The sequence below is a fragment of the Microbulbifer maximicatervae (SeqCode) genome (assembly GCF_052468095.1).
Genome location: NZ_CP174332.1, coordinates 1,913,941 through 1,933,568, shown reverse-complemented (window position 1 = coordinate 1,933,568; position 19,628 = coordinate 1,913,941). Strand labels below are relative to the sequence as shown.

The 19,628-nt window shown below is 51.5% G+C and carries 20 protein-coding genes and 1 tRNA gene; 6 read left to right on the top strand and 15 right to left on the bottom strand.

The window, feature by feature from the left end:
• Positions 1 to 9: 9 nt before the first annotated feature.
• The 3 genes from plsX to ACJJIL_RS08320 all read right to left on the bottom strand — a co-directional run bounded on the left by plsX (position 10) and on the right by ACJJIL_RS08320 (position 1,882).
• Positions 10 to 1,068, bottom strand: a complete 1,059-nt coding sequence (plsX, locus tag ACJJIL_RS08330; protein WP_282932473.1) for a phosphate acyltransferase PlsX — start codon at positions 1,066 to 1,068, stop codon at positions 10 to 12.
• Between the two features lie 3 nt (positions 1,069 to 1,071).
• Positions 1,072 to 1,266, bottom strand: coding sequence for a 50S ribosomal protein L32 (rpmF, locus tag ACJJIL_RS08325; RefSeq protein ID WP_108733564.1), 195 nt, complete (start codon positions 1,264 to 1,266; stop codon positions 1,072 to 1,074).
• Positions 1,267 to 1,339: 73 nt separating this feature from the next.
• Positions 1,340 to 1,882, bottom strand: a complete 543-nt coding sequence (locus tag ACJJIL_RS08320) for a YceD family protein (protein ID WP_108733565.1) — start codon at positions 1,880 to 1,882, stop codon at positions 1,340 to 1,342.
• Positions 1,883 to 1,988: 106 nt separating this feature from the next.
• On the opposite strand from ACJJIL_RS08320, the gene ACJJIL_RS08315 reads away from it, so the two are divergent.
• Positions 1,989 to 2,585 (top strand): Maf family protein, encoded by a 597-nt coding sequence (locus ACJJIL_RS08315; RefSeq protein WP_413662284.1) that lies wholly within the window; start codon positions 1,989 to 1,991, stop codon positions 2,583 to 2,585.
• On the opposite strand, the gene ACJJIL_RS08310 is transcribed toward ACJJIL_RS08315, so the two are convergent.
• From ACJJIL_RS08310 to ACJJIL_RS08300, 3 genes are all read right to left on the bottom strand, one after another.
• Positions 2,582 to 3,223: an HAD-IA family hydrolase gene (locus ACJJIL_RS08310; RefSeq protein WP_445361672.1), complete on the bottom strand. Its 642-nt coding sequence runs from the start codon at positions 3,221 to 3,223 to the stop codon at positions 2,582 to 2,584. The genes ACJJIL_RS08315 and ACJJIL_RS08310 overlap by 4 nt on opposite strands.
• 14 nt (positions 3,224 to 3,237) lie before the next feature.
• Positions 3,238 to 4,233 carry a 23S rRNA pseudouridine(955/2504/2580) synthase RluC gene (gene rluC, locus ACJJIL_RS08305; RefSeq protein WP_413662285.1) on the bottom strand — a complete coding sequence of 332 codons (996 nt, stop codon included), beginning with the start codon at positions 4,231 to 4,233 and terminating at the stop codon, positions 3,238 to 3,240.
• 312 nt (positions 4,234 to 4,545) lie between these two features.
• Positions 4,546 to 5,037, bottom strand: a complete 492-nt coding sequence (locus tag ACJJIL_RS08300; RefSeq protein WP_413662286.1) for a hypothetical protein — start codon at positions 5,035 to 5,037, stop codon at positions 4,546 to 4,548.
• Here ACJJIL_RS08300 and rne point away from each other — a divergent pair.
• Positions 5,018 to 7,984, top strand: coding sequence for a ribonuclease E (rne, locus tag ACJJIL_RS08295; protein ID WP_445361671.1), 2,967 nt, complete (start codon positions 5,018 to 5,020; stop codon positions 7,982 to 7,984). The genes ACJJIL_RS08300 and rne overlap by 20 nt on opposite strands.
• Positions 7,985 to 8,149: 165 nt before the next feature.
• Positions 8,150 to 8,237, top strand: a tRNA-Ser gene (locus ACJJIL_RS08290).
• 264 nt (positions 8,238 to 8,501) lie between these two features.
• On the opposite strand, the gene ACJJIL_RS08285 is transcribed toward ACJJIL_RS08290, so the two are convergent.
• From ACJJIL_RS08285 to ACJJIL_RS08275, 3 genes are all read right to left on the bottom strand, one after another.
• Positions 8,502 to 9,755 carry a Y-family DNA polymerase gene (locus tag ACJJIL_RS08285; protein WP_445361670.1) on the bottom strand — a complete coding sequence of 418 codons (1,254 nt, stop codon included), beginning with the start codon at positions 9,753 to 9,755 and terminating at the stop codon, positions 8,502 to 8,504.
• Positions 9,755 to 10,144 (bottom strand): LexA family protein, encoded by a 390-nt coding sequence (locus ACJJIL_RS08280; protein WP_444908054.1) that lies wholly within the window; start codon positions 10,142 to 10,144, stop codon positions 9,755 to 9,757. The genes ACJJIL_RS08285 and ACJJIL_RS08280 overlap by 1 nt, the downstream gene beginning before the upstream one ends.
• Positions 10,145 to 10,244: 100 nt before the next feature.
• The gene (locus tag ACJJIL_RS08275) at positions 10,245 to 10,442 is read right to left on the bottom strand and encodes a hypothetical protein (protein WP_444908053.1); all 198 of its coding nucleotides are present in this window, start codon (positions 10,440 to 10,442) and stop codon (positions 10,245 to 10,247) included.
• 156 nt (positions 10,443 to 10,598) lie between these two features.
• Between ACJJIL_RS08275 and ACJJIL_RS08270 the strand changes: the two genes are divergently transcribed.
• Positions 10,599 to 10,859, top strand: coding sequence for a helix-turn-helix domain-containing protein (locus ACJJIL_RS08270; protein WP_444908052.1), 261 nt, complete (start codon positions 10,599 to 10,601; stop codon positions 10,857 to 10,859).
• Positions 10,860 to 10,947: 88 nt separating this feature from the next.
• Here the strand turns inward: ACJJIL_RS08270 and ACJJIL_RS08265 are convergent, their stop codons facing one another.
• The 4 genes from ACJJIL_RS08265 to ACJJIL_RS08250 all read right to left on the bottom strand — a co-directional run bounded on the left by ACJJIL_RS08265 (position 10,948) and on the right by ACJJIL_RS08250 (position 13,292).
• Complete coding sequence (locus ACJJIL_RS08265) at positions 10,948 to 11,262, bottom strand: hypothetical protein (protein WP_445361669.1); 315 nt, start codon at positions 11,260 to 11,262, stop codon at positions 10,948 to 10,950.
• Positions 11,263 to 11,894: 632 nt separating this feature from the next.
• Positions 11,895 to 12,323 carry a DMP19 family protein gene (locus ACJJIL_RS08260; RefSeq protein ID WP_445361668.1) on the bottom strand — a complete coding sequence of 143 codons (429 nt, stop codon included), beginning with the start codon at positions 12,321 to 12,323 and terminating at the stop codon, positions 11,895 to 11,897.
• A 79-nt stretch (positions 12,324 to 12,402) separates the two neighbouring features.
• A complete protein-coding gene (locus tag ACJJIL_RS08255; RefSeq protein WP_445361667.1) occupies positions 12,403 to 12,765 on the bottom strand; it encodes a hypothetical protein in 363 nt (120 codons plus the stop codon).
• 113 nt (positions 12,766 to 12,878) lie between these two features.
• Positions 12,879 to 13,292, bottom strand: a complete 414-nt coding sequence (locus tag ACJJIL_RS08250) for a hypothetical protein (RefSeq protein WP_445361666.1) — start codon at positions 13,290 to 13,292, stop codon at positions 12,879 to 12,881.
• A 623-nt stretch (positions 13,293 to 13,915) separates the two neighbouring features.
• Between ACJJIL_RS08250 and ACJJIL_RS08245 the strand changes: the two genes are divergently transcribed.
• Positions 13,916 to 14,092 (top strand): hypothetical protein, encoded by a 177-nt coding sequence (locus ACJJIL_RS08245; RefSeq protein ID WP_445361665.1) that lies wholly within the window; start codon positions 13,916 to 13,918, stop codon positions 14,090 to 14,092.
• Positions 14,093 to 14,168: 76 nt separating this feature from the next.
• On the opposite strand, the gene ACJJIL_RS08240 is transcribed toward ACJJIL_RS08245, so the two are convergent.
• The gene (locus tag ACJJIL_RS08240; RefSeq protein ID WP_445361664.1) at positions 14,169 to 14,297 is read right to left on the bottom strand and encodes a hypothetical protein; all 129 of its coding nucleotides are present in this window, start codon (positions 14,295 to 14,297) and stop codon (positions 14,169 to 14,171) included.
• 174 nt (positions 14,298 to 14,471) lie between these two features.
• Between ACJJIL_RS08240 and ACJJIL_RS08235 the strand changes: the two genes are divergently transcribed.
• Complete coding sequence (locus ACJJIL_RS08235; protein ID WP_445361663.1) at positions 14,472 to 15,707, top strand: MFS transporter; 1,236 nt, start codon at positions 14,472 to 14,474, stop codon at positions 15,705 to 15,707.
• Positions 15,708 to 15,812: 105 nt separating this feature from the next.
• On the opposite strand, the gene ACJJIL_RS08230 is transcribed toward ACJJIL_RS08235, so the two are convergent.
• Complete coding sequence (locus ACJJIL_RS08230) at positions 15,813 to 19,364, bottom strand: amino acid adenylation domain-containing protein (RefSeq protein WP_445361662.1); 3,552 nt, start codon at positions 19,362 to 19,364, stop codon at positions 15,813 to 15,815.
• Positions 19,365 to 19,628 lie beyond the last annotated feature (264 nt).

The window sequence follows — 19,628 nt, the reverse complement described above, 5'->3', positions numbered from 1 at the left end:
AACTGCTTTTTACCCTTCATCCATGGAGCGTCTTTCGCCGGATTGTGCCATAGCGGCATCGACCCTGGCTGCCAGGTCAGCATCGGCACACTCCTTCGCCGTAACCATCGCCCGATAAAAAGCTTCGCTGCTGGCACCGCCGTGACTCTTGATCACGTTGCCCTTTACCCCTACAAAGCTGGCGCCATTATAGCGAGCAGGTTCCACCTGTGTACGCCATTTTCGCAACAGCTTTATGGCCAATTGGCCAAAAAAACGCTTGAAACACCCTCTTTTCTCGATTGTGAACGCTTTTTGACCCATTAGTCGAATCACACCCTCGGCAGATTTCATCGCAACATTACCCATCAGGCCGTCGCAAACAACCACATCTACCGAGCCGGTAAAAATATCATGCCCCTCAACAAAGCCAACATAATTGACCCCGGGGTCCGCATCGAGCAGCTCCGCTGCACGGCGTATTTCGGCGCTACCTTTATGTGCTTCCGCCCCAATATTGAGCAGCGCCACCTTTATATCCTTCACGCTCTTGCGGGCAGTATGAATCCGCTGAGCCTCAATCCCCATACGGGCGAACTGAAGCAAATCCTCAGCACTGCAATCCACATTGGCACCAAGGTCCAAAAGATAGCAGGAACCCATACCCGAAGGTACAGACTTACCGAGCGCCGGCTTCCTAACACCTTGGATATTACCGAGAATACTGCGACTCAACGCCAACAAGGCGCCGGTATTGCCGGAGGTAACTGCTGCTTGCACATCTCCCGATGCAACACTCTTCAGGGCCATCGCCATGGTTGAATCGCGCTTATGGCGAACAGCCTGCAACGGATTGCACTCTTGAGTGATGACTTGCTCGCAATGGATAATTTCGAGACGGCGGGTAACGCGGCGGCGATGGCGCTGCAGCTCTTGATGAACCAGAGCTTGAAGCTCTGCGCGCGGACCAAATAGCTTTAGCTGCGCTTCAGGGAAGTTTTGAAGAAATCTAATACATGCCGGAACGACAGAGCGGGGACCTAAGTCCCCGCCCATTGCATCCACGGCCAATCGCAATTGGCTGGACAAAGCTTACTCTTCTTCAGAGCCGCCGCTAACTTCGATCACTTTGCGACCACGGTAGAAACCGTCTTTGGTCACGTGGTGACGACGGTGTTTTTCACCGGTAGTCGGATCGACGGAAAGGGTAGCACCTGCGCCCAGCGCATCGTGGGAACGGCGCATACCGCGACGGGAACGAGTCTTCTTGTTTTGTTGAACAGCCATTGCTAGCTCCTAAAATAAACAAATTTCGCTGGAACCGGGGCGCCTACCGGCGAGCCCAAACTCATCGGGAAACCTAGGATTTACCCGACGAACCCTTCAACTGCTCCAGCACTTTAAAGGGGTTTGCCTGCTGCTCATCCGCCTCGGCAACCTCGCCACCAAAATGAAAGCTCTCCTTGGAGACACATTCTTCCTGGTGATAAGCCACCATTGGCAAATTGAGCAAAATTTCATCTTCAAGGATCTGGTGCAAGTCCAGCTCATCGCCGTCCTGGATCACCGGGTCCAGATCTTTGGGCAGGGCCTTACCCTGCTCCTCAGTCCATACGATACCCCAGCTAAACTGTGCCTCGATCTGCTCATGGACCGGTGACAAACAGCGCTGACACAAGAGGTCAACTGCAAGTTGAACCTTGCCGCTCACCGTTTGGTGACCTTGCAAGTCTCGCTCAAACTGCAATTCAGCAGAAATCTCTCCGTGGACAGACTCAACTGCGCTACCAACCCGAGGCAGGGACTCCAACGGCAAAACACCATCGAGCAACTGCTCTCGCTGTACCAATTTCCGAGCATCAATGCTCTTTGGCAATACTGATTTAGAGGGGGCTATCGACATAAGCGCGCAATTCTATGGACTCACCTTAGCCTTGTCAAAACAAATCAGGCATTGCAGTATCGCCCGGTCACAAACCACTATTCGACCCAGCGGAAAATCCACCAGAATGCCCCACCCTCTGATACTAGCCTCCAGCTCTCCTTACCGCAGAACCCTACTACAACAGCTTGGCATCCCCTTTCAGCAGGATTCGCCCCATATAGATGAAGCACCACAGGCGGGGGAAGCGCCAGCTGCACTCGCCCTGCGCCTCGCCACAGAGAAAGCGCGCGCCCTGGCAGGCCGCCACCCGAAATCACTGATTATCGGTTCAGATCAAGTTGCCTCTTGCGACGGTCAAATACTTGGCAAGCCAGGCAGTAGGGAGCGCGCCATCGCCCAGCTGCAAGCCTGCAACGGCAAAAAAGTGATGTTCCACACCGGCTTGAGCCTGCTGAATAGCGCAAGCGGAGAGCAGTTGGGCGATACGGAAACCTTCACCGTCTACTTTCGGCAGTTGAGCACAGAGCAAATTGAACGATATGTAGAGCTGGAACAACCCTACGATTGCGCCGGCTCTTTTAAGGTGGAAGGGCTAGGTATCGCCCTATTTGAAAGGCTTGAAGGAGCAGATATCAACACCCTGGTAGGGCTGCCACTAATCCGCCTTACCGACATGCTGAACCACTTTGGCATAGATCCATTGGGCCCGCAGGCCACTTAAAGGAGTGGCGGCCAGCGGAGCAGCTCAGAGAAACGATCGATAACAACCTTGGGGCCGCACCCCTGCAGCCGGATTGGGCAATGAGCGCCATAGCTCACCCCGATAGAGGGCATACCGATCGCCGCCGCCATTTCCAAGTCGTATACGGTATCCCCTACCATTACCGCCTGCTCCGGACCGGTTCCGGTCTCATGTAGCAACTCATTCAGCATCAGCGGGTCAGGCTTGGAAGCGGTCTCATCCGCACAACGACTGGCGGCAAACAAGTGGCCGAGGCCGTGCTCCTCAAATTCCCGATTGAGCCCCTGCCGACTCTTCCCAGTCGCTACCGCCAACTGGTGACCACCGCACAGCAACTGGTCCAGGGTATCCAGGACCCCCTCAAATAACGGCAAGGGTTCAACCCGGGCCGCCATCCACTCATCAAAGTAAAGTTGGCGCAACGTGAGTTTTTCCTCACTGGCAGCCTCCGGAAACAGAGAGGATATCGCCTCCGGCAGACCAAGCCCGATGATGTTGCTAACCGCTTCCGGGGCAAGCACCGGCAAACCGGCTCTATCTGCTGCCCGCAACATACAATCGACGATACGCGCCTCAGAATTACAAACCGTCCCGTCCCAATCGAGGATTACCAACATAACAAAAGAACGCCCTACTCTTCCCTTAATCTATTCAGCACTACACTCAGCTCCGCAGGGAGTGGAGCCTCCACCTCAACCTTGGAGCCATCTGGCAAAGAGCAGCGCACTGAAGCCGAGTGCAAAAAGAGACGCTTCAGACCGCGACCGCGAAATTCACGATTGACTTCGTCCGAGGTGTACTTGTTGTCGCCCGCCAAAGGGCAACCAACAAACTGAGCATGAACTCGAATTTGGTGTGTTCGCCCGGTGACCGGCTCTGCGGAAAGCAAAGTCGCCGCCTTAAATCTCTCAATCAACTTAAAGCGAGTCTCTGAAGGCTTGCCCTCAGGGTGCACTGACACCATTCTCTCGCCGCTTTTCAAAGTGTTCTTGCGCAAAGGTGCCTCAACAACGCGGCGACCTCGGGGCCACTTGCCCACCGCCAATGCCTGATACGATTTACCGATCTTTCCCGCCCGCAACTCCGACTGAACATGTTGCAATACCGCGCGTTTGCGGGCCACCATGATGGCGCCACTGGTATCCCGGTCCAGGCGGTGCACCAACTCAATAAACGGGCTTTGCGGGAACATCTGGCGCAAAACTTCAATCAGGCCCAATCTGACACCGCTGCCGCCATGGACCGCAAGGCCCGACGGTTTATTGATCACCATAAGCCCGTGCTTGTCATAAAGTATGGACTCTTGGATCAGCTGGCGCAGAGATTCACCAGCGAGAGGGGCCTCTGCCTGCTCGGCAACACGAATTGGCGGCACTCGCACCACATCGCCCGCCTTTAACTTGTATTCAGCCTTTATTCGTCCTTTATTTACTCTTACCTCACCCTTACGCAGGATTCGGTATATACGTGAACGCGGCACACCCTTGAGGCGCGCCTGGAGGAAATTGTCGATCCTCTGTCCCGCCAGCTCTTCAGGTACAGTTAAAAGCTGCACGCCGCCAGATGGATTCGAGGTCTTTGATGGGGTCTCGGCCGGAGCCTTCTTGGGGTGGGGTATACTTCGCATGACGCGCATCATAGCGTTGCCAGGGATACAATTGAAGCACCTCCCTGCCCATGCTATATTCGGCCGGCCTGAATTCGGCGTATTTTCGGTCAAAGGCGACTTCCCACATGAAGAGATAGCCGTGACCCCAACGAAAATACCCCATTCGGTCGGTGCGCGGGGATGCCGCGTCATTGATAAAACTTAGCCGTTGAGATGTCCCCCAATTACCAGAACCAGAGGGGAGCTCACCGGCAACAACAGCCCGCGGTTATGCGGGTAATTATCGCGAAGGTAAGACGGGCCGTGACCCGCAGCGCTTGAAAGGACGACTCAAACTTGCGTCCGGTTTTGCAGAATACGACGAGCCAGCAACCGAACTGGCAACCAGGGCAGCACAGCTTCCGCAAGCCTGGTAAAAAAATTAAGAAGAATGGGTATCAGCCAAAAGCTGAACTGCAGAACCTCTGATGATTGACGCAAACCTTGCCGCCCAGCATGAAACAAACCAAGGGGTGGCGCCCAACCCTGCTGCAGAAGCCTGCAGCACAGGTACAGGGCAGTACTAACAAAAGGTATTAAAGGTACCAACGGATAGCGCAATAACAGCGCGTATCCGGAGTTTTTGCAGAGCGAATAATAGGCAAATGCCAGTCTCAACAAGCCGCATAGATCCATGGCGCGGTAGAGCTGGCATACCTTATTTTCCCTGCCCTGCCTGGTGGTCCTCTCCACCGGGCAGCCAACAAGCAAGCCTGTGAGTAGCGGTGTCACACCTTTGCGCAACGCAAGGAAAACGACACGCATGAAAAGAATGCTAATCAACGCAACTCAACCTGAAGAGTTGCGTGTTGCCCTGGTCGACGGCCAGTGGCTCTATGATTTAGATATTGAGAACCGAACCCGCCAGCAGAAAAAAGCGAACATCTACAAAGGTAAGATTACCCGTGTAGAACCCTCCCTCGAAGCTGCATTCGTCGACTACGGCGAAGAGCGCCACGGGTTCCTCCCCCTGAAAGAAATCTCTCGCGAGTACTTCCTCAAGCAGCCCAAAGACATCGAAGGCCGCATCAAAATCAAAGATGTTGTCAAAGAAGGCATGGAAGTTATTGTCCAGGTGGACAAAGAAGAGCGCGGCAACAAAGGCGCCGCCCTCACCACCTTTGTCAGCCTCGCCGGCCGCTATTTGGTGTTAATGCCCAACAACCCTCGTGCCGGTGGCATCTCCCGCCGCATTGAAGGTGATGAGCGCTCCGAGCTCCGCGACGCACTGGCCAGTGTAGATGTCCCCTCAGGTATGGGCATCATCGTGCGCACCGCCGGCGTTGGCCGCAGCGGTGACGAGCTGCAATGGGACCTCAACTACCTGCTGCAACTTTGGAATGCCATCAAGGAAGAAGCTGATACCTCCAAGGCGCCACACTTCCTGTTCCAAGAAAGCAACGTCATTATCCGCGCCATCCGCGACTACATGCGCGATGATATCGGCGAAGTTATTGTCGACGACAAAGGCGCCTTTGAGCTGGCCGCAGAGTTTGCCCGCCAGGTAATGCCCCACTACGCCAATAAGGTGAAGTACTACGAAGACGCCATCCCGCTGTTCAATCGCTATCAAATTGAAAGCCAGATTGAGACAGCGTTCGAGCGCGAAGTGAAGCTCCCCTCCGGTGGCTCCATCGTTATCGATGTGACCGAGGCCTTGGTATCTATCGATATCAACTCCTCCCGCGCAACCAAGGGCGGCGATATCGAAGAGACCGCGCGCAATATCAACCTGGAAGCCGCCGACGAAATCGCTCGCCAGCTGCGCCTGCGCGATATGGGCGGACTGGTTGTAATCGACTTTATCGACATGCAGAGCAAGTCCAACCAGCGCGAAGTTGAAAAGCGCATGGAGAAGGCCCTCAGCATGGACCGCGCCCGCGTTCAAGTTGGCCGCATCTCCCGCTTCGGACTGCTGGAGATGTCCCGCCAGCGCCTGCGCCCATCCCTGGGTGAAACCACCTTCCGCGTTTGCCCCCGCTGTAGCGGTCAAGGCACTATTCGCGGCACCAAGTCTCTGGCTCTCTCCATTCTCCGCCTGGTAGAAGAGGAAGCGAAGAAAGAGCGCAGCGCCGAGATCCGTGCGATCACCCCGGTGAATGTCGCGACCTATCTGCTGAACGAAAAGCGCAAAACGATCTCCCAGATCGAGTCCCGCAATTCCACTCGCGTAGTAGTTGTACCCAGCGCGGAAATGGAAACGCCGCACTTTGAAGTTCAGCGCCTGCGTGACGATGACACTGCCACCCTGGAAACTTCCTACAAGATTTCTGGCACTGCCGAAGAGACAGTGACCAAGAAAGAGGAAAAGCCACAGCGTCCAGCTGCAGCACAAGCGGCCGTGCAGCAAATTGCCCACACCGCTCCAGCACCCACTCCGGAGAAAAAGGAAGAGCCTGGACTCTTCAGCCGATTGATTAGCGCTATCGCCTCCTTCTTCACCGCAGAAGAGGAAGAGCCGAAGAAGCATCAAAAGTCCAAAGGCCGTGGCAAGGACTACCAGCAGCGCAACCGCAATCGCAACCAGCGCGGAAATCGCAACAACCGCAGCGGCCGCCCCGCGCGCCGCAAGGATGATCGCCGCGAAGACAATAAGCGCGACGACCAACGCGAAGATAAGCGCAGCGCCAAGCTGGATGAGCATGACAGCGCCTCCGATCGCCAAGGTGAAGGTCAGCGCAGACGTCGCCGTCGCCGCAACGACAACCGCCGCAGCGACAACCGCGCTCAAACTGCTGAAGCCCAAAATACCGTTGATACCAACGAACAGGCTGGAGACACCTCCGATCAGCAACGCCCAGCACGTCGCCCGAGCAATGTGCGCGGCCGCCCTCAGGCGCGCCGTCGCGGCGGACGCCGCAGTGAGAACACCGCAGCAACCGCGGTAGCTCACAGCCAGGAAGAGCTGAATCGCGAAGTTCACGAAGCCATCGACGAAGCCGAAAACGAGGTCCGCAAAACTAAGGAAGTCGTAAAAGAGACTCGCACCGAGGCATCCAAACCCAAGGCCAAAGCGAAAGAGTCTCATAAGCCGCAGAGAGCTCCCAAGCAAGCAGCCCAACCCGCCATTACCATGCCGGTGCGAACTGCCCACGAGGAGAAACCTGCACAAGAGACCCCGAAGCCAGCAGCCCAACCGCAAAGCACCCCACAGGTAGCCAAAGCTGCCACCGCCGAGCCGCAGCAACCTACTCAGCCCAAGCCCAAAGCTACCCCGGTAGAAAAAGCAGCTGCGCCAGCTGCCGAGCAGGTCAAGCCTGTAGAGCAAGCACCAGCACGAAAAGCCACCACGGCAGAAGTTCCGGCTGCTCCCAAAGCTGAGGCCACTCCTGCCAAACCAGAAGTAGAAGCAGCAGAGGAAATCGTGCTTGAAGAAGCACAAGCTGCAGCTGAAGCTTTGCAGGAACAGGCAGGCACCAGCGAGCCGGAAGCTCAGGAAGAAATTGTTGCCGCCGAGCAGGCAGCTTCCGAAGAGGGACCGACCGCACCCAGCCAGGGACGCGCAGTAAATGATCCGCGTATCAACCCCAAACCACTGGGTGAATTCTCAATTGTTACTGAGCACCGCAAAGTGGGCTCCCAGCAGCCGCTGGATACCGCGCAACCGGCAGCAATTGAGCACAATCCGCGTGCCCTCGCCCGCCCGGCCAACGACCCGCGTATCAGCCGCAAGGCCGTGGAAGTTGATGCCAACGCAGATATCGATCGCGACTCTGCAGAAGCGAGCTAAGCGATAGCTGCCAAGCCGCCCCAGCCAATGGCCGGGGTGGCCTTATCAACCTGACAGTAAGCCTTGAGCTGGTCAATAAATCACCTAACTTATTGAACTATATAAAAAAAATCAAAATGGCGCTTGTACATCCCCGGAAGCCATGTATAATGCGCAGCACAATTTGGTGGGGTGGCTGAGTGGTCGAAAGCGGCGGTCTTGAAAACCGTTGACTGTAACAGGTCCCAGGGTTCGAATCCCTGCCCCACCGCCATTATTCATACAGAAAGCCCTGATTTTTCAGGGCTTTTTTGTTTCTGCTATTTTTATCCCCCCACTTGTTCCCCCACTTAGCTTTTGCTAGTCCGCAACGTTTCAGATGACGCAAACTCTATACGATACGCGCCAACTGCGGCAGCGCACCAACGTCTTTATCATCTACCCCTTTCCGTGAACATTAGGTCGATTTAGCTCTTTTGCAGGCTCCACGAGAGCCCGCCCATTAACCTTACAAAGACCTCATACGCTTACGCAGCAGCTAGATCGTAATCTCCGGTAGCTGGTCCCACTGAGTCGTATAGGCTGGCGATCGATGCTCCTGCCTCATCTTCCACTTCTTGTCGATACCTTCAGCCCCCAGAAACAAGGTGCCCCGGCCAAACCGTTGATTGATCTGGTCCATGGCCTGCATGGTCTCATCTGATCGTATTGGCTGGCCCGTGGTGAACATGTCGCCCTGGCCCAGTGAGCGGGGGATAAGCTCTACCAGCCCTACCCCCGCTTTCAGGAATCTATGTCCCTGCAGGAACAGCTCTGTAATGGCGCGCTTTACCAGCTGCACTATCAGCCGTGTGTCATCCGTGGGGTATGGGCTTTGTACCACGGTGCTGCGGCTGTAGTAGAGCGGCTCATGGGGTGAGGTATGCAGGAAGACATGGATAGACTTTACCAGGGAGTCCTGGGCCCGCAGCTTCTCCGCCGCCCTGCTCGCGTACAAGGTAACGGCCTGCAGTATCGGCTGCAGATCGGTGAGCTTTTCGCCGAATGAGCGTGTGCAATAGATCTGTTTCTTGGCCGGTGGCTGCTCTTCCAGGCTTAAGCAACTAATGCCATTTAGCTCTTCTATCGTGCGCTCAATATTTACATTCGTATGGCTGCGTAGAATTTTCGGGTTGGCTTGTGCTAGGTCATAGGCTGTCTTGATTCCCAGGTGCCCGAGTCGCTTTGATAGACGCCTGCCTACACCCCACACATCACCCACTTCAGTGCGTCGCTGCAGCCATTGCCACTTTGCGGAGGAGTCCAAGACGCAGACGCCCTGACACCTGGGGATCTTCTTGGCGACTCTATTTGCCAGCTTGGCCAGGGTTTTACTGGGAGCAATGCCAACGCCCACCGGCATGCGAACATCCCGCCAGAGGACTTGCCTTATTTGCTGGCCGTAATCCAGTAGACACTCTTGCAACCCATGTAGATCCAGAAACATCTCATCGATGCTATAGACTTCAACCTCTGGACTGTACTGCTTCAGCGTTATCATTACCCGGTGGGAAATATCGCCGTACAGGGCGTAATTACTCGAGAAGATCTTTACCCCGTGCTTTCGCAACAGATGCTCGATCTTGAAGAACGGCTGCAAATCAGGAATACCTAATACCTTGGCCTCTTTCGAGCGAGCCACCACGCAACCATCATTATTGGAAAGGACTACCACCGGGAGCCCGCGCAGGTCGGGGCGGAATATCTGTTCGCAGCTGGCATAGCAGCTGTTGCAATCAACCAGTGCCAACATCAGCAGGACCGGTGGTACCGCACGGAAGCCTTGACCACTCCCTCAACAATCAATTCCTGCCCCTCCCAAATGGGAATCGGTGCGTATTTATCATTGGCTGATAGCAGGCGGCCCTGTTGGCGGTCGAGCACCTTGCACGTTAACTGCCCATCGAGGGCAACCACCACCACATCACCGTGTATTGGCGTTAATGATCGGTCGACTACCAGCAGATCCCGGTCAAAGATGCCGAGGTTCTGCATAGAGTCGCCGTTAGCGCGGGCGAGGAATGTCGCCGCCGGGCTGGTTATCAAGTGTTGATCCAGGCTCAGCGCTGCTTCTTTGTGGTCATCCGCTGGCGAGGGAAAGCCGCAGCTAACACCACTGCCGTATAGAGGGGAAAGTTTCATGTGCTCTAGCAATGTACTGTATTTTTATACAGTGTAGTGGCGAGCACCCAATAAAGACAAGTAGCCAGTGTGACTCCAGGGCCTCACAGGTATTTTGTACTCAAGCCATCTCGGCGCCGCCACCTCCTTTTGACTCAGCCGAATAGATAACACCTTGGATAGTGGTGCTCACTTCCTCACCTATCAGCTTTAACACGGCATCCATTCCCGCTAAATCAGGGCAGCCTGTTACCCGCTCCAGGGCCACACACAGGCCTGCGACCCGCTGCAATTGCTCCACTTGCGCTTTTATAGGCATGCGCAACTCCTTGTAACTGCTAGCCCTATCTCAATCTTGTGTCACCTAACACCGGCCATCTTTATTGCCTTATGACGACAAGCCGCCAAACGCACCTCGATATTTGAGGCCGGATCACTAGGCGATCTCCTGAGCAACGTACGGAAACGGGAGAGGATGATGATTGCACAGCCGGCAAGACAGCTGGGGCTTGCGTCATCTCAAATTTCGAAAATGGAAACGGGCGTACAAAGAGTTCCGGCGGACCTGCTGCCGGTATGGTGTGAGGCCGTGGGGATTACTTTGGTGGAGATTTACGGAGTGGAGAACCTGCACTATTTTGCACAGATTCCATTTCCCCCTTTTACTGCTCGACTCTATTCGCAACTACCGGAGAATTTTCGCAAGCATATTCATTCGGTCATTGAGAGTAGCTAGCAACTCTGGAAGAGGTTGGGATAACGCTCCCAACAGCGGCTGAGCGTAGCGAGGTCCAGCCCCGGAGAGTCGATGCCACTTGGCCTTGTTAACCAATTTTACGCTCCAATTCTGACCGAAGGGCTTTAAACAACACTTCAATCTCATTACGCTCAAAACCCAAGATAGAATGGAACTTAGTTACGTTTAGCGCAGAAGCTCCGTACAAGATTTCACCGAATGAACTATTTATGGCTAATGCACACTCATATGAGCACTCCGATATACTTTGTGGCCAAGCGGCGTTTATCGATTCCAGCGTTTCTTTCTCAAAGCCAAACAAAGTCGGACATTCCGAGCCCCACTTTTCGATCCAGTATTCAAATGCTGCCGCAATAATCGTATTTTCTCTCTCAGAAATCATGCTTTATTTTTTGGTTAACGCTTAAGTTCTCTGATGGTAAGCCGTTTCCATTTACCTGTCAGTGCGTAGGACTCTCCCTGGATTTCGTAGCTTATATTGCATGGTAATTCGGACGGACCATATATTGATGTGACATCTACGATAGGGCTAGATAAGACCACTGCCCCTGATGCCACCCTAATTGCTTGAGGTTGGTACTGCCTAGTGAAGCTTCCTACCCCTTCCCCAATAACTAAATTGGACAGCTGAACTGGATCCTCACTATGATTTCGGATATAGACTTCATTCACTGAGAGAATAGTGTCCGGGGATGAGAGGTACTTCTCTTGGCTCGGGGAAAGAGCATATGTATTTGGTAGGCGCTCTTTACCCAGGGTGATGAATGCGTCAAAGCTGATGGTATTGTCTTCTGAGTAGATAAGACACTGAAAATATTCACTGTATTCTACGCCCGAAGAATCTACCACCTGACCGCTTTGTGTGCACCCATAAGCGAGCAACAGAAAGAAGATAATACTGAGGGATCTAACCACCAATCTATCCATGAGTGTTAACGCCACTAGCAAGGGCTGAGGAGTCTAAGCGACGAGGTCCAGCACGAAGCGCGAACTTGTCTAGCTTTGTTAAATGTTTTACAGGAGATTGTTGTTTTTTGCATATGCGTACATCAACTCTTCCAAGTCGTTAGGATATTTATAAAAATCAGAATCTAGTGAATCTAATTTTAAAGCCCCACTTTCCTCAAGTGCCACAAGTTCCTGTTGACGAACTTCTCGGTCTTTAGGTGGACCCATCTCACCAAAACTAGCATTCGCCGCTTCGACAATGCTAGCCGTTTTTGACGCACCAATTTTATGCAAAGACGCAACAGTTTCGATGGAGATATCTCCAGCGGAATTCCAAAAGAACTGATTAAACCCTCCGTTATTCACTTCAGCTTCCAACACCCATACACTAACTAGCACTAACTCATGCTCATTTAGACTCTCTGATCTAGCCTCCAAATACTTATCAATTATTGGATCTACTAGCCCCATCAACTTGTCAAATCGTTCTGTCATAGCTCTCTGTACATTTAACGTCGTGCTCTGAGGAAACCGGAGCGTAGCGTAGCGTAGGTTTGACCCTAGCAGCACTTTGTTAGGAGCGCCACACATTACTGAACCCTGAACATTGAATTGCAGCTTTTTCTAGCGGATCAATATTATTCCTCACGAGCTCGATTTTTTCTCGCATATTTCTCTTATACTCTTCATGGCTTACCTCCCCCACTATATAAACCCACTTCTCCCAGTCTTCGTCTGACACTGGCGATCTGTTAATCTCTTTCCAGAACATCTCATTGGCCCCAATCTCGTCTGAGGCTAAAAGTTTGAGAATATCTATTACATTTCCTTTCGTGAGAAATCTAAAAGCTGCGTCCACAATAAAATCAGCAGTCAGTGTTTCCTGGTGGAGCTCTTCATCATATAGCTTTTTAAAATTTTCAAATTCTTGATCCATCGAGACTCCTAGCGCCGCCAACACGGTCCGAAATGGAGCAGCGAAGCTGCGGAATGTAGGCCCAACCCAAGCTTGCTTGGGCGTTGCTTGCTGCATTGTTAAGCATTGCAACGCTATAAGCCAGAATAAGTTTGGAAAACCTCATGATCTTTGTAGTCCCCTCGCTCATTTAAGTTGATATATATTTGAATGGCACATTCATAGAATAGCCAAAGAAATATAGATTCAAAGTTACAGTCAGCCTCATTTTCTCGTACTATGGCCTGATATCTAAAAGAATACTTATCGTAAGAATACACAATGTTAGCTGAGGCTAAATATTCTTCAATTACGTCCTGACTATCGCCTTGCGATAGATTAGCAGAAATACTTTCCTGTATTTTTTTGACTGTATTAAGACTATTCCCCCAAGCAGGATTGCTAATTATTACTAGTGCTAATATGGTAGCTATCTTCAATGCTCTTCCTTGAACGCTTAACAGTGTATTCAAAAGCAGCTGCAATATTTCACCCACCACTATACCCACAAACTTCCTTCGACCACGATATAAAAAGCCTTTAAGTAACATTAACCTATCGACAGTTGGCGCCAGTGTACACAAATTGGTATATTGCAGCTGCATTATACCCAGACATTTTGGGTGCCATATATATTTTTGGAAACCCCTTAAAAGTCAGAAAGTTAACACCTTTTTACCTGTGCATAGATGAGGATGCTTTTAATCCCAGATATACAAAGTAGGCTAGGTGACTTGGTTATCCCAATAAATATTGTTTAGCAATGCCAGCATCTACCCAACCATCCCGGATAAATCCGCTGAAGCATTCCCAGTAATCTGTGACAAAGTTGCCAGGAGGTTGGCCACCTGCCAGCCACTGCTGTCGTTGATATACAGCAAGCTGTTCTCCTGATTCAGTGCGACCTTTGCCGGGAAAAATTGTCAGTAGCCGGGATCGGCCACGTAGCGGGCCAGCTGGCCGTTTTGATTTGCCCACCCATTGCTACGGTAGCAACTATTTAGCGGTCGCTGGCACTGGCCAGGGGAGCGTCTTGGATTCCGGGCGCATCGATCTGTAAAGGCGCGTTGATCGTATCCAGGGCTTGCTGAGGCTCGCGCCTGGGTCCAGGGTGCTTTCAGCGGCGTAGAGTATGGCGTTGTTAGGTGTATTGCTCATGGTTCTTTTATCCTGCTTATACCGTTATTTCCGCAGCCAGGCCGGTGCCGGTGATGCTGTTGATTTGGCTCACTTAAATAGTGACGGTTCCCGGGTCGGCGATAGTCAGACTAGTGACGCTGGTGTCGGTGCTATCGCCAGTCACCGTTAGCCGGTAAGGAACTGGCTTTGATAGGCGCTTTTGCGGTCGCGGATCAGTTTGTATTTTTGCTCGCCTCGATCAATATTCACTCTATCAATACGGCAGCGCCCCCGCCCTGAAATAGCACCATGTCACCCGCCGTGAATGCCAGGTAATTGCGGGATAAAGTAATATCTATCTCGCCGCGCTGCTCCCCGACCATCACTTCATGCATAAACACAGCGAACCGTATACCAAGCGGGCATTAAAGATATTCCACAGCTCCAATTAACCCATCCGATCTTTCACTCTCACCTAATTTGCAATGCGCAGTTACGGCCCTGTCACCTATTCTCCACCTGCTATCTTGCTTTAGGCAGCAAAGCTGAAGCTGGGGGAGGAAGTGGTTATGTCTGTCATGTGCCGTTTAGCCCTTTTGGCAGTAGTTTTTGTAGATCTGATGGGTCAGGGATTGCTGTTCCCGATCATCAATGAATTGGTTATGTCGACAAAATTCCAGTTCCTACCTACTGATACGCCACAATCAACTCGGCACTTGTACTATGGAGTTGTGATCAGCAGCTTCTTTCTGGCGTGGTTTATTGGGTCCGTATATATCGCCAAACTGTCTGACAGTATCGGACGCAAAACTGCCATGGTGCTGTGTCTGGTGGGGGCTATGGCCGGATACGCGATCACTGTTCTCTCTTTGCTAAGCAATAGCCTTTGGCTTCTTATTCTCGGACGAGTGATCAGCGGCTTTACTGCGGGAAACCAACCTATTGCTCAAGCAGCAATGATTGATGCCAGCCAAAGTGAGCTGGAAGCCTCCAAGAACCTAGGGTTATTGGTAGCCGGAATGAGTGCTGGGGCTGTAGCTGGGCCGATTATGGCAGGGGTCCTGGCAGACAGGGAGCTATTGGGGAGCATAGCCAGTATCCAACTGCCCTTCTACTTTGCTCTGGTACTTGTCGCTATTACTTTGTTTTTGATCCTAACCTTTTATCACGATACCCGCCAAGCCCCGATGCAGCTTAGGCTTCGCTTTCTGGATCTATTTACTCAGTTTATACATCTGAAGGATCGTCCTCGGGTTGTCCGACTTTGCCCTGCCTATCTCTGTTTCATGCTGGTGCATCTCAGCTTTTATATATTTATCACAAACTATTTAAGCAGTAGATTCCAGGCAGGCCTGCTAATAACCAGTATGGCCATGCTGACTATGGGTATTGCGGTGGCAATTTCCAGCCTCTTTATGGTCAAGCCTGTTTTGTCCCGCTGGGCTAAACCCCTGGTAGTTACAGTTTCCGCCTTAGTGATGGGAGCGAGCGCGTTAGTCTTCGTATTCAGCAGCCATATTTGGCTATGTTATCTCAGTGTGTTCTTCGCGTACCTTTGCTTTGGGCTCGCTTACCCCGCTCTCTTGAATATATTCGCCAATAGTGTCGATGAAACGGAACAGGGTTGGGTAATGGGAATAGCTACTGCGGGCTTCACGCTAGTAGCAAGCTTGATTTCGCTCGCGGGGGGCATGGCAATGGAAGTTGATATCCGTTTACCGTTTTACATTACAGCAGCTGCATCGATATTAGTATTTGTTTTAATCCGCTGGAGCTGGCGCAAACTCCCAGGCGCAGCAAAGTGAAAAACCAGGCAAATACGTAACTGACCTACTCTGCCAGTGGCACCAGACATGGGCCCATCAGGGTAAGCTGAAAGGCCCAAAACTTTAAACCTCGCCCCTCATTAGTTAATGAATCGCCCGCTCTCTAGCTAATCCACAGTCTACAGGGTTATTTACCTCCACACTTAAATCTAGAATACGGGCGATCCACCATATAAATGGCTCAACCTGACCGCTTAAGGTGCAGCTACCTGTACAAATATCATCAAGCAGCGACTGAACATCGTGAAGCCGCAAGGCCGTGACAGACCTCTGGTTTCTTAGCGTTACTGAGCAAAAAGGAACGTCGTTGACCGAGAGATCGCTCAAGGTTACTTTGCCGCCATCAATTAAAATTCTCACCGGCTCAAACTGTTCAGTAACACTCACAGACAAGCACAAGTTGGGCACAGGGCTGGATAGTCGATTGATATATTCCTGCAGGAAGTTAGAAAAGGTATTTGCCCACTCACCAATTTCAGCGAGGGCTTGCCCCAAATCCATAGCCTCCTCTTTTGTTTCCTGGGATTGAGCATCAACCTCTTTTTCAGCCTCAATAAGAGCTTCCACGGTCCTATCAACATCCTCCCTCGTGTGAGCTGCCGAGCAGATCAACCTCAGGCGGCCACGGCCGCTCTCAACTATCGGGTAAGTGACAGCCGAGGTTTGAATACCGCGCTGATAAAGCGCTTGGACTATCCCGTATAGTTTATCTTTATCTTTAAAATGGGGCGTGATAATAGGCCCATCACCTGTTCCCAAATCGTATCCGGCCTGCTCGAATTTCCGGCGCATATAGCGGGTCGTATCCCACAATCGATCACGCAGTCCATCGTCAGATTTAATCCGACGCAAGGCAGTCAATGCGGCTGCAATATCTGCAGGACTGATAGAAGCCTGAAAGATATATGCCCTGGCTGAGGACCTCAGCAAGTCAACGTACTCCTTACTCGCAGCAACCACACCCCCAAGGCTACCGAGCGACTTACTGAGTGTTGTCATAATAAAGTCAACTTGATCAGTAATACCTTGAGCCGCACAGATACCGGCACCACGCTCACCATAAAAACCGAATGAGTGTGCCTCATCAACTAAGGTCAAGGCGTTGTATTTCTTTGCTGCACGCACGATTTCAGCTACCGGTGCAGCACCTTCCCCCATACTGTAAACGCCCTCGAGAACCACTAGCGTTGTTCGGTAGGGAGATGCTTCAGATTCCAACACTGACTCCAGATCAGAGGCATTATTGTGTTGGAAAGTTCTAATTTTGGCACCACTAAGACGGGCACCGTCAACAATTGAGGCATGGCAAAGTTGGTCTATAACCACAACATCATCTTTACCTAATATTCCTGCCACCACCCCGACATTGGCCGTATAACCCGTTGGAAACAAGCAGGCTCCAGACTTGCCTACCAAATCAGCAAACTCCGTTTCAAACTGTAGGTGAAGATCCGTCAGGCCCGATGCCGCCGCTGAAGTGCCCATTCCTGTTCCGAAAAGCTGTACAGCGGATGAAGCCTGTTCGATAACTTCTTTATCTCTATTCAGGCCAAGGTAGAGATTGGTCGTCCAAATAATTGCATCCTGGGTATCATCGTTATAAACATCGGTAACAGTGCCGTGCGTCCCACTACCTGTACGTAAAACCTTACTGTAAGGATTCCTCTTCTGATTGTTTGCCATGGCTATCACCGCCTGCACCAACTTACTTTTGTCAGAGGCAGACCAGGATGATGCCTTTGCGGCCTGGAAAGTTGGATGGCTCAACTGGAGCTGGGACTGGAAATTAGCCAGCGCATCAATTTCAGATTTGGCAACCTCATTAGCTGACTCACCACTGATCTTACCTTCCGCCAAATCAAGCATATAACCAGCCAATAGCTTCGGCGTGGGATAATCGAAAATTGTCTGCGCAGATAGGGGGTGTCCAATGCTATGACTCAATCGGCTGGCCAATTCTAATGTTGTCAGCGAATCCAGGCCCTGCTTGTCGAAGGCTATCTCTGGACGCACAACCTCCGGATTTGGGTGATTCATGATGGAAGCCACCTCACCTTGGATAATTGAAGTAAAAATTGCCTCGCTGTCTACTGATAAACCTGCGAAGTGCTCGCCCATTCCACTGCTTCGATTAATATCATCGTTTGCAGCCAAACTGCTTTCAGTTGGAACGACAAGCTCCGTTTCAAGGAGGGCTAATCGTTTGCGATCCAGCTTATTGTTGGGTAGCAAGGGTAACTCTTGCAGATGCTTGACAAACTGGGGGACCATATATTTAGGAAGGCGCTGTTCAAGAAACTCTTTTACTGCTACTTCGGTAATTGTCTTTTCGCTAGCAACAATATAGGCCATCAGGATCTTCTGTCCCGCCCCGCCATCAATAACGGTAGTAGCGGCAGCATCAACGCTCGGTAGAGACTCAATTGCCGATTCGATTTCTTCAAGTTCAATACGATAGCCCCTAATCTTCACCTGGCAATCGGCGCGTCCCAAGTATTCTATTTCTCCATTTGCTGTCCATCGGCACAGGTCTCCCGTTTTATACAAGCGCTGATCGGAAATTCGGGGGTTGGAGGCAGGCTGTATAAAACGCTCCTCGGTCAGATGCTCATCATTTAAATAGCCCCGAGCTAGCTTGTCACCAGACAAATACAACTCCCCCTCCCCGCCGGGAGCAACTGGCTCTAATCTCTCATCCAAAATATATGCGCGTGAACTTGGAACCGCCCTTCCAATCGTAATTTGGTCACTATCGGGGCTAACCTCTGTATAAGTTGAGTAAACCGTGTCCTCTGTGGGGCCATAAACATTAACTATCCGCAGTTGTTCAGTTCCCGCATATATTTGCTCGACCAGGGATTGCTTAAGAACTTCACCCCCAAAAATCAGGCAACGCACTCCCTGAGGCAATTTGTCTATCGAAAGTAAAGCCTGAACCGCAGATGGAACGGTGATACAAGTTCGCACTTGCTCTCGAAAGGGAAGTTTTGGCAGCTCCAAAATATTCTTCGACAATATAACTCGGCCGCCCAGAGAAAGAGTCCCGATAATTTCCATCACCGAGGGGTCAAAGCAAACTGAGGTCGAAGCCAAAACGCCTTCTAGCTCTCCATCGCTCAACAGCTCACTCATGGACTTACTGAGAGCGATAAGGCTTCGGTGTTCGATAGCAACCCCTTTCGGGCTTCCAGTAGAGCCGGATGTGTAAATTACATAGGCTAAATCACTCGTTTGCGGCCTGGTATGTTCCGGTAAAAACTCCGGTGCCTGCTCTCGCAACTCATCGATCCATACCAGTTCTTTCACGCCAAGGCACAAGTTTGCGTTTTCGTCACAATCGACAATTGCTGCGGCAGCTCTGGAGTGCTCGAGCATATATCGCACCCGCTCTAGCGGATAAGTCGGGTCCAGTGGGACATAAGCACAACCTGCGCGCATCACGCCAAGTAGAGCCGCGACCAGCTCCCAGGATCGACTCATACAGACTCCAACCAATGAACCAGGCTCAACCCCTCGATTTACCAACTCAGCGGCAATCCCATCGACCCGTTTCATCAGGCGAGTGAAATTTATTTCTGTGTTGCCATCGATAATAACGACCTGATCAGGATTCTTTAGCTTTTGTCTTTCGATCAAATCGCAAACTGTATCTCCTGATGATACAGCGCCCATTTCTCCCGATTCAAAATCTAAGGACTGGGCGTTATGTTTGTTTATTGAGCTGCACACTGAACATTACCTTTTATACTTATTAAAATCCGAAAACTAACTTTCAATTCATTTCTCTGTCTTTCAAATTTGGTCAAAATTTTCTGTTATTTGAATTACCTGAAAATCAGTTGCTATATTGGAAGTATGCCGGGAAATAATTTCATAACATTGAACTGGAGCAGTATTTCA

What these genes read in the sequence shown, in the direction of transcription:
- ACJJIL_RS08270 (WP_444908052.1), top strand. Translation starts at nt 10,599, where the DNA reads ATGATGATTGCACAGCCGGCAAGACAGCTGGGGCTTGCGTCATCTCAA.
- ACJJIL_RS08275 (WP_444908053.1), bottom strand. Translation starts at nt 10,442, where the DNA reads ATGCCTATAAAAGCGCAAGTGGAGCAATTGCAGCGGGTCGCAGGCCTG.
- ACJJIL_RS08315 (WP_413662284.1), top strand. Translation starts at nt 1,989, where the DNA reads ATGCCCCACCCTCTGATACTAGCCTCCAGCTCTCCTTACCGCAGAACC.
- ACJJIL_RS08285 (WP_445361670.1), bottom strand. Translation starts at nt 9,755, where the DNA reads ATGTTGGCACTGGTTGATTGCAACAGCTGCTATGCCAGCTGCGAACAG.
- ACJJIL_RS08260 (WP_445361668.1), bottom strand. Translation starts at nt 12,323, where the DNA reads ATGACAGAACGATTTGACAAGTTGATGGGGCTAGTAGATCCAATAATT.
- rpmF (WP_108733564.1), bottom strand. Translation starts at nt 1,266, where the DNA reads ATGGCTGTTCAACAAAACAAGAAGACTCGTTCCCGTCGCGGTATGCGC.
- ACJJIL_RS08245 (WP_445361665.1), top strand. Translation starts at nt 13,916, where the DNA reads ATGGCGTTGTTAGGTGTATTGCTCATGGTTCTTTTATCCTGCTTATAC.
- ACJJIL_RS08320 (WP_108733565.1), bottom strand. Translation starts at nt 1,882, where the DNA reads ATGTCGATAGCCCCCTCTAAATCAGTATTGCCAAAGAGCATTGATGCT.
- ACJJIL_RS08255 (WP_445361667.1), bottom strand. Translation starts at nt 12,765, where the DNA reads ATGGATCAAGAATTTGAAAATTTTAAAAAGCTATATGATGAAGAGCTC.
- ACJJIL_RS08240 (WP_445361664.1), bottom strand. Translation starts at nt 14,297, where the DNA reads ATGCATGAAGTGATGGTCGGGGAGCAGCGCGGCGAGATAGATATTACT.
- rluC (WP_413662285.1), bottom strand. Translation starts at nt 4,233, where the DNA reads ATGCGAAGTATACCCCACCCCAAGAAGGCTCCGGCCGAGACCCCATCA.
- ACJJIL_RS08310 (WP_445361672.1), bottom strand. Translation starts at nt 3,223, where the DNA reads ATGTTGGTAATCCTCGATTGGGACGGGACGGTTTGTAATTCTGAGGCG.
- rne (WP_445361671.1), top strand. Translation starts at nt 5,018, where the DNA reads ATGAAAAGAATGCTAATCAACGCAACTCAACCTGAAGAGTTGCGTGTT.
- ACJJIL_RS08265 (WP_445361669.1), bottom strand. Translation starts at nt 11,262, where the DNA reads ATGATTTCTGAGAGAGAAAATACGATTATTGCGGCAGCATTTGAATAC.
- ACJJIL_RS08235 (WP_445361663.1), top strand. Translation starts at nt 14,472, where the DNA reads ATGTCTGTCATGTGCCGTTTAGCCCTTTTGGCAGTAGTTTTTGTAGAT.
- ACJJIL_RS08280 (WP_444908054.1), bottom strand. Translation starts at nt 10,144, where the DNA reads ATGAAACTTTCCCCTCTATACGGCAGTGGTGTTAGCTGCGGCTTTCCC.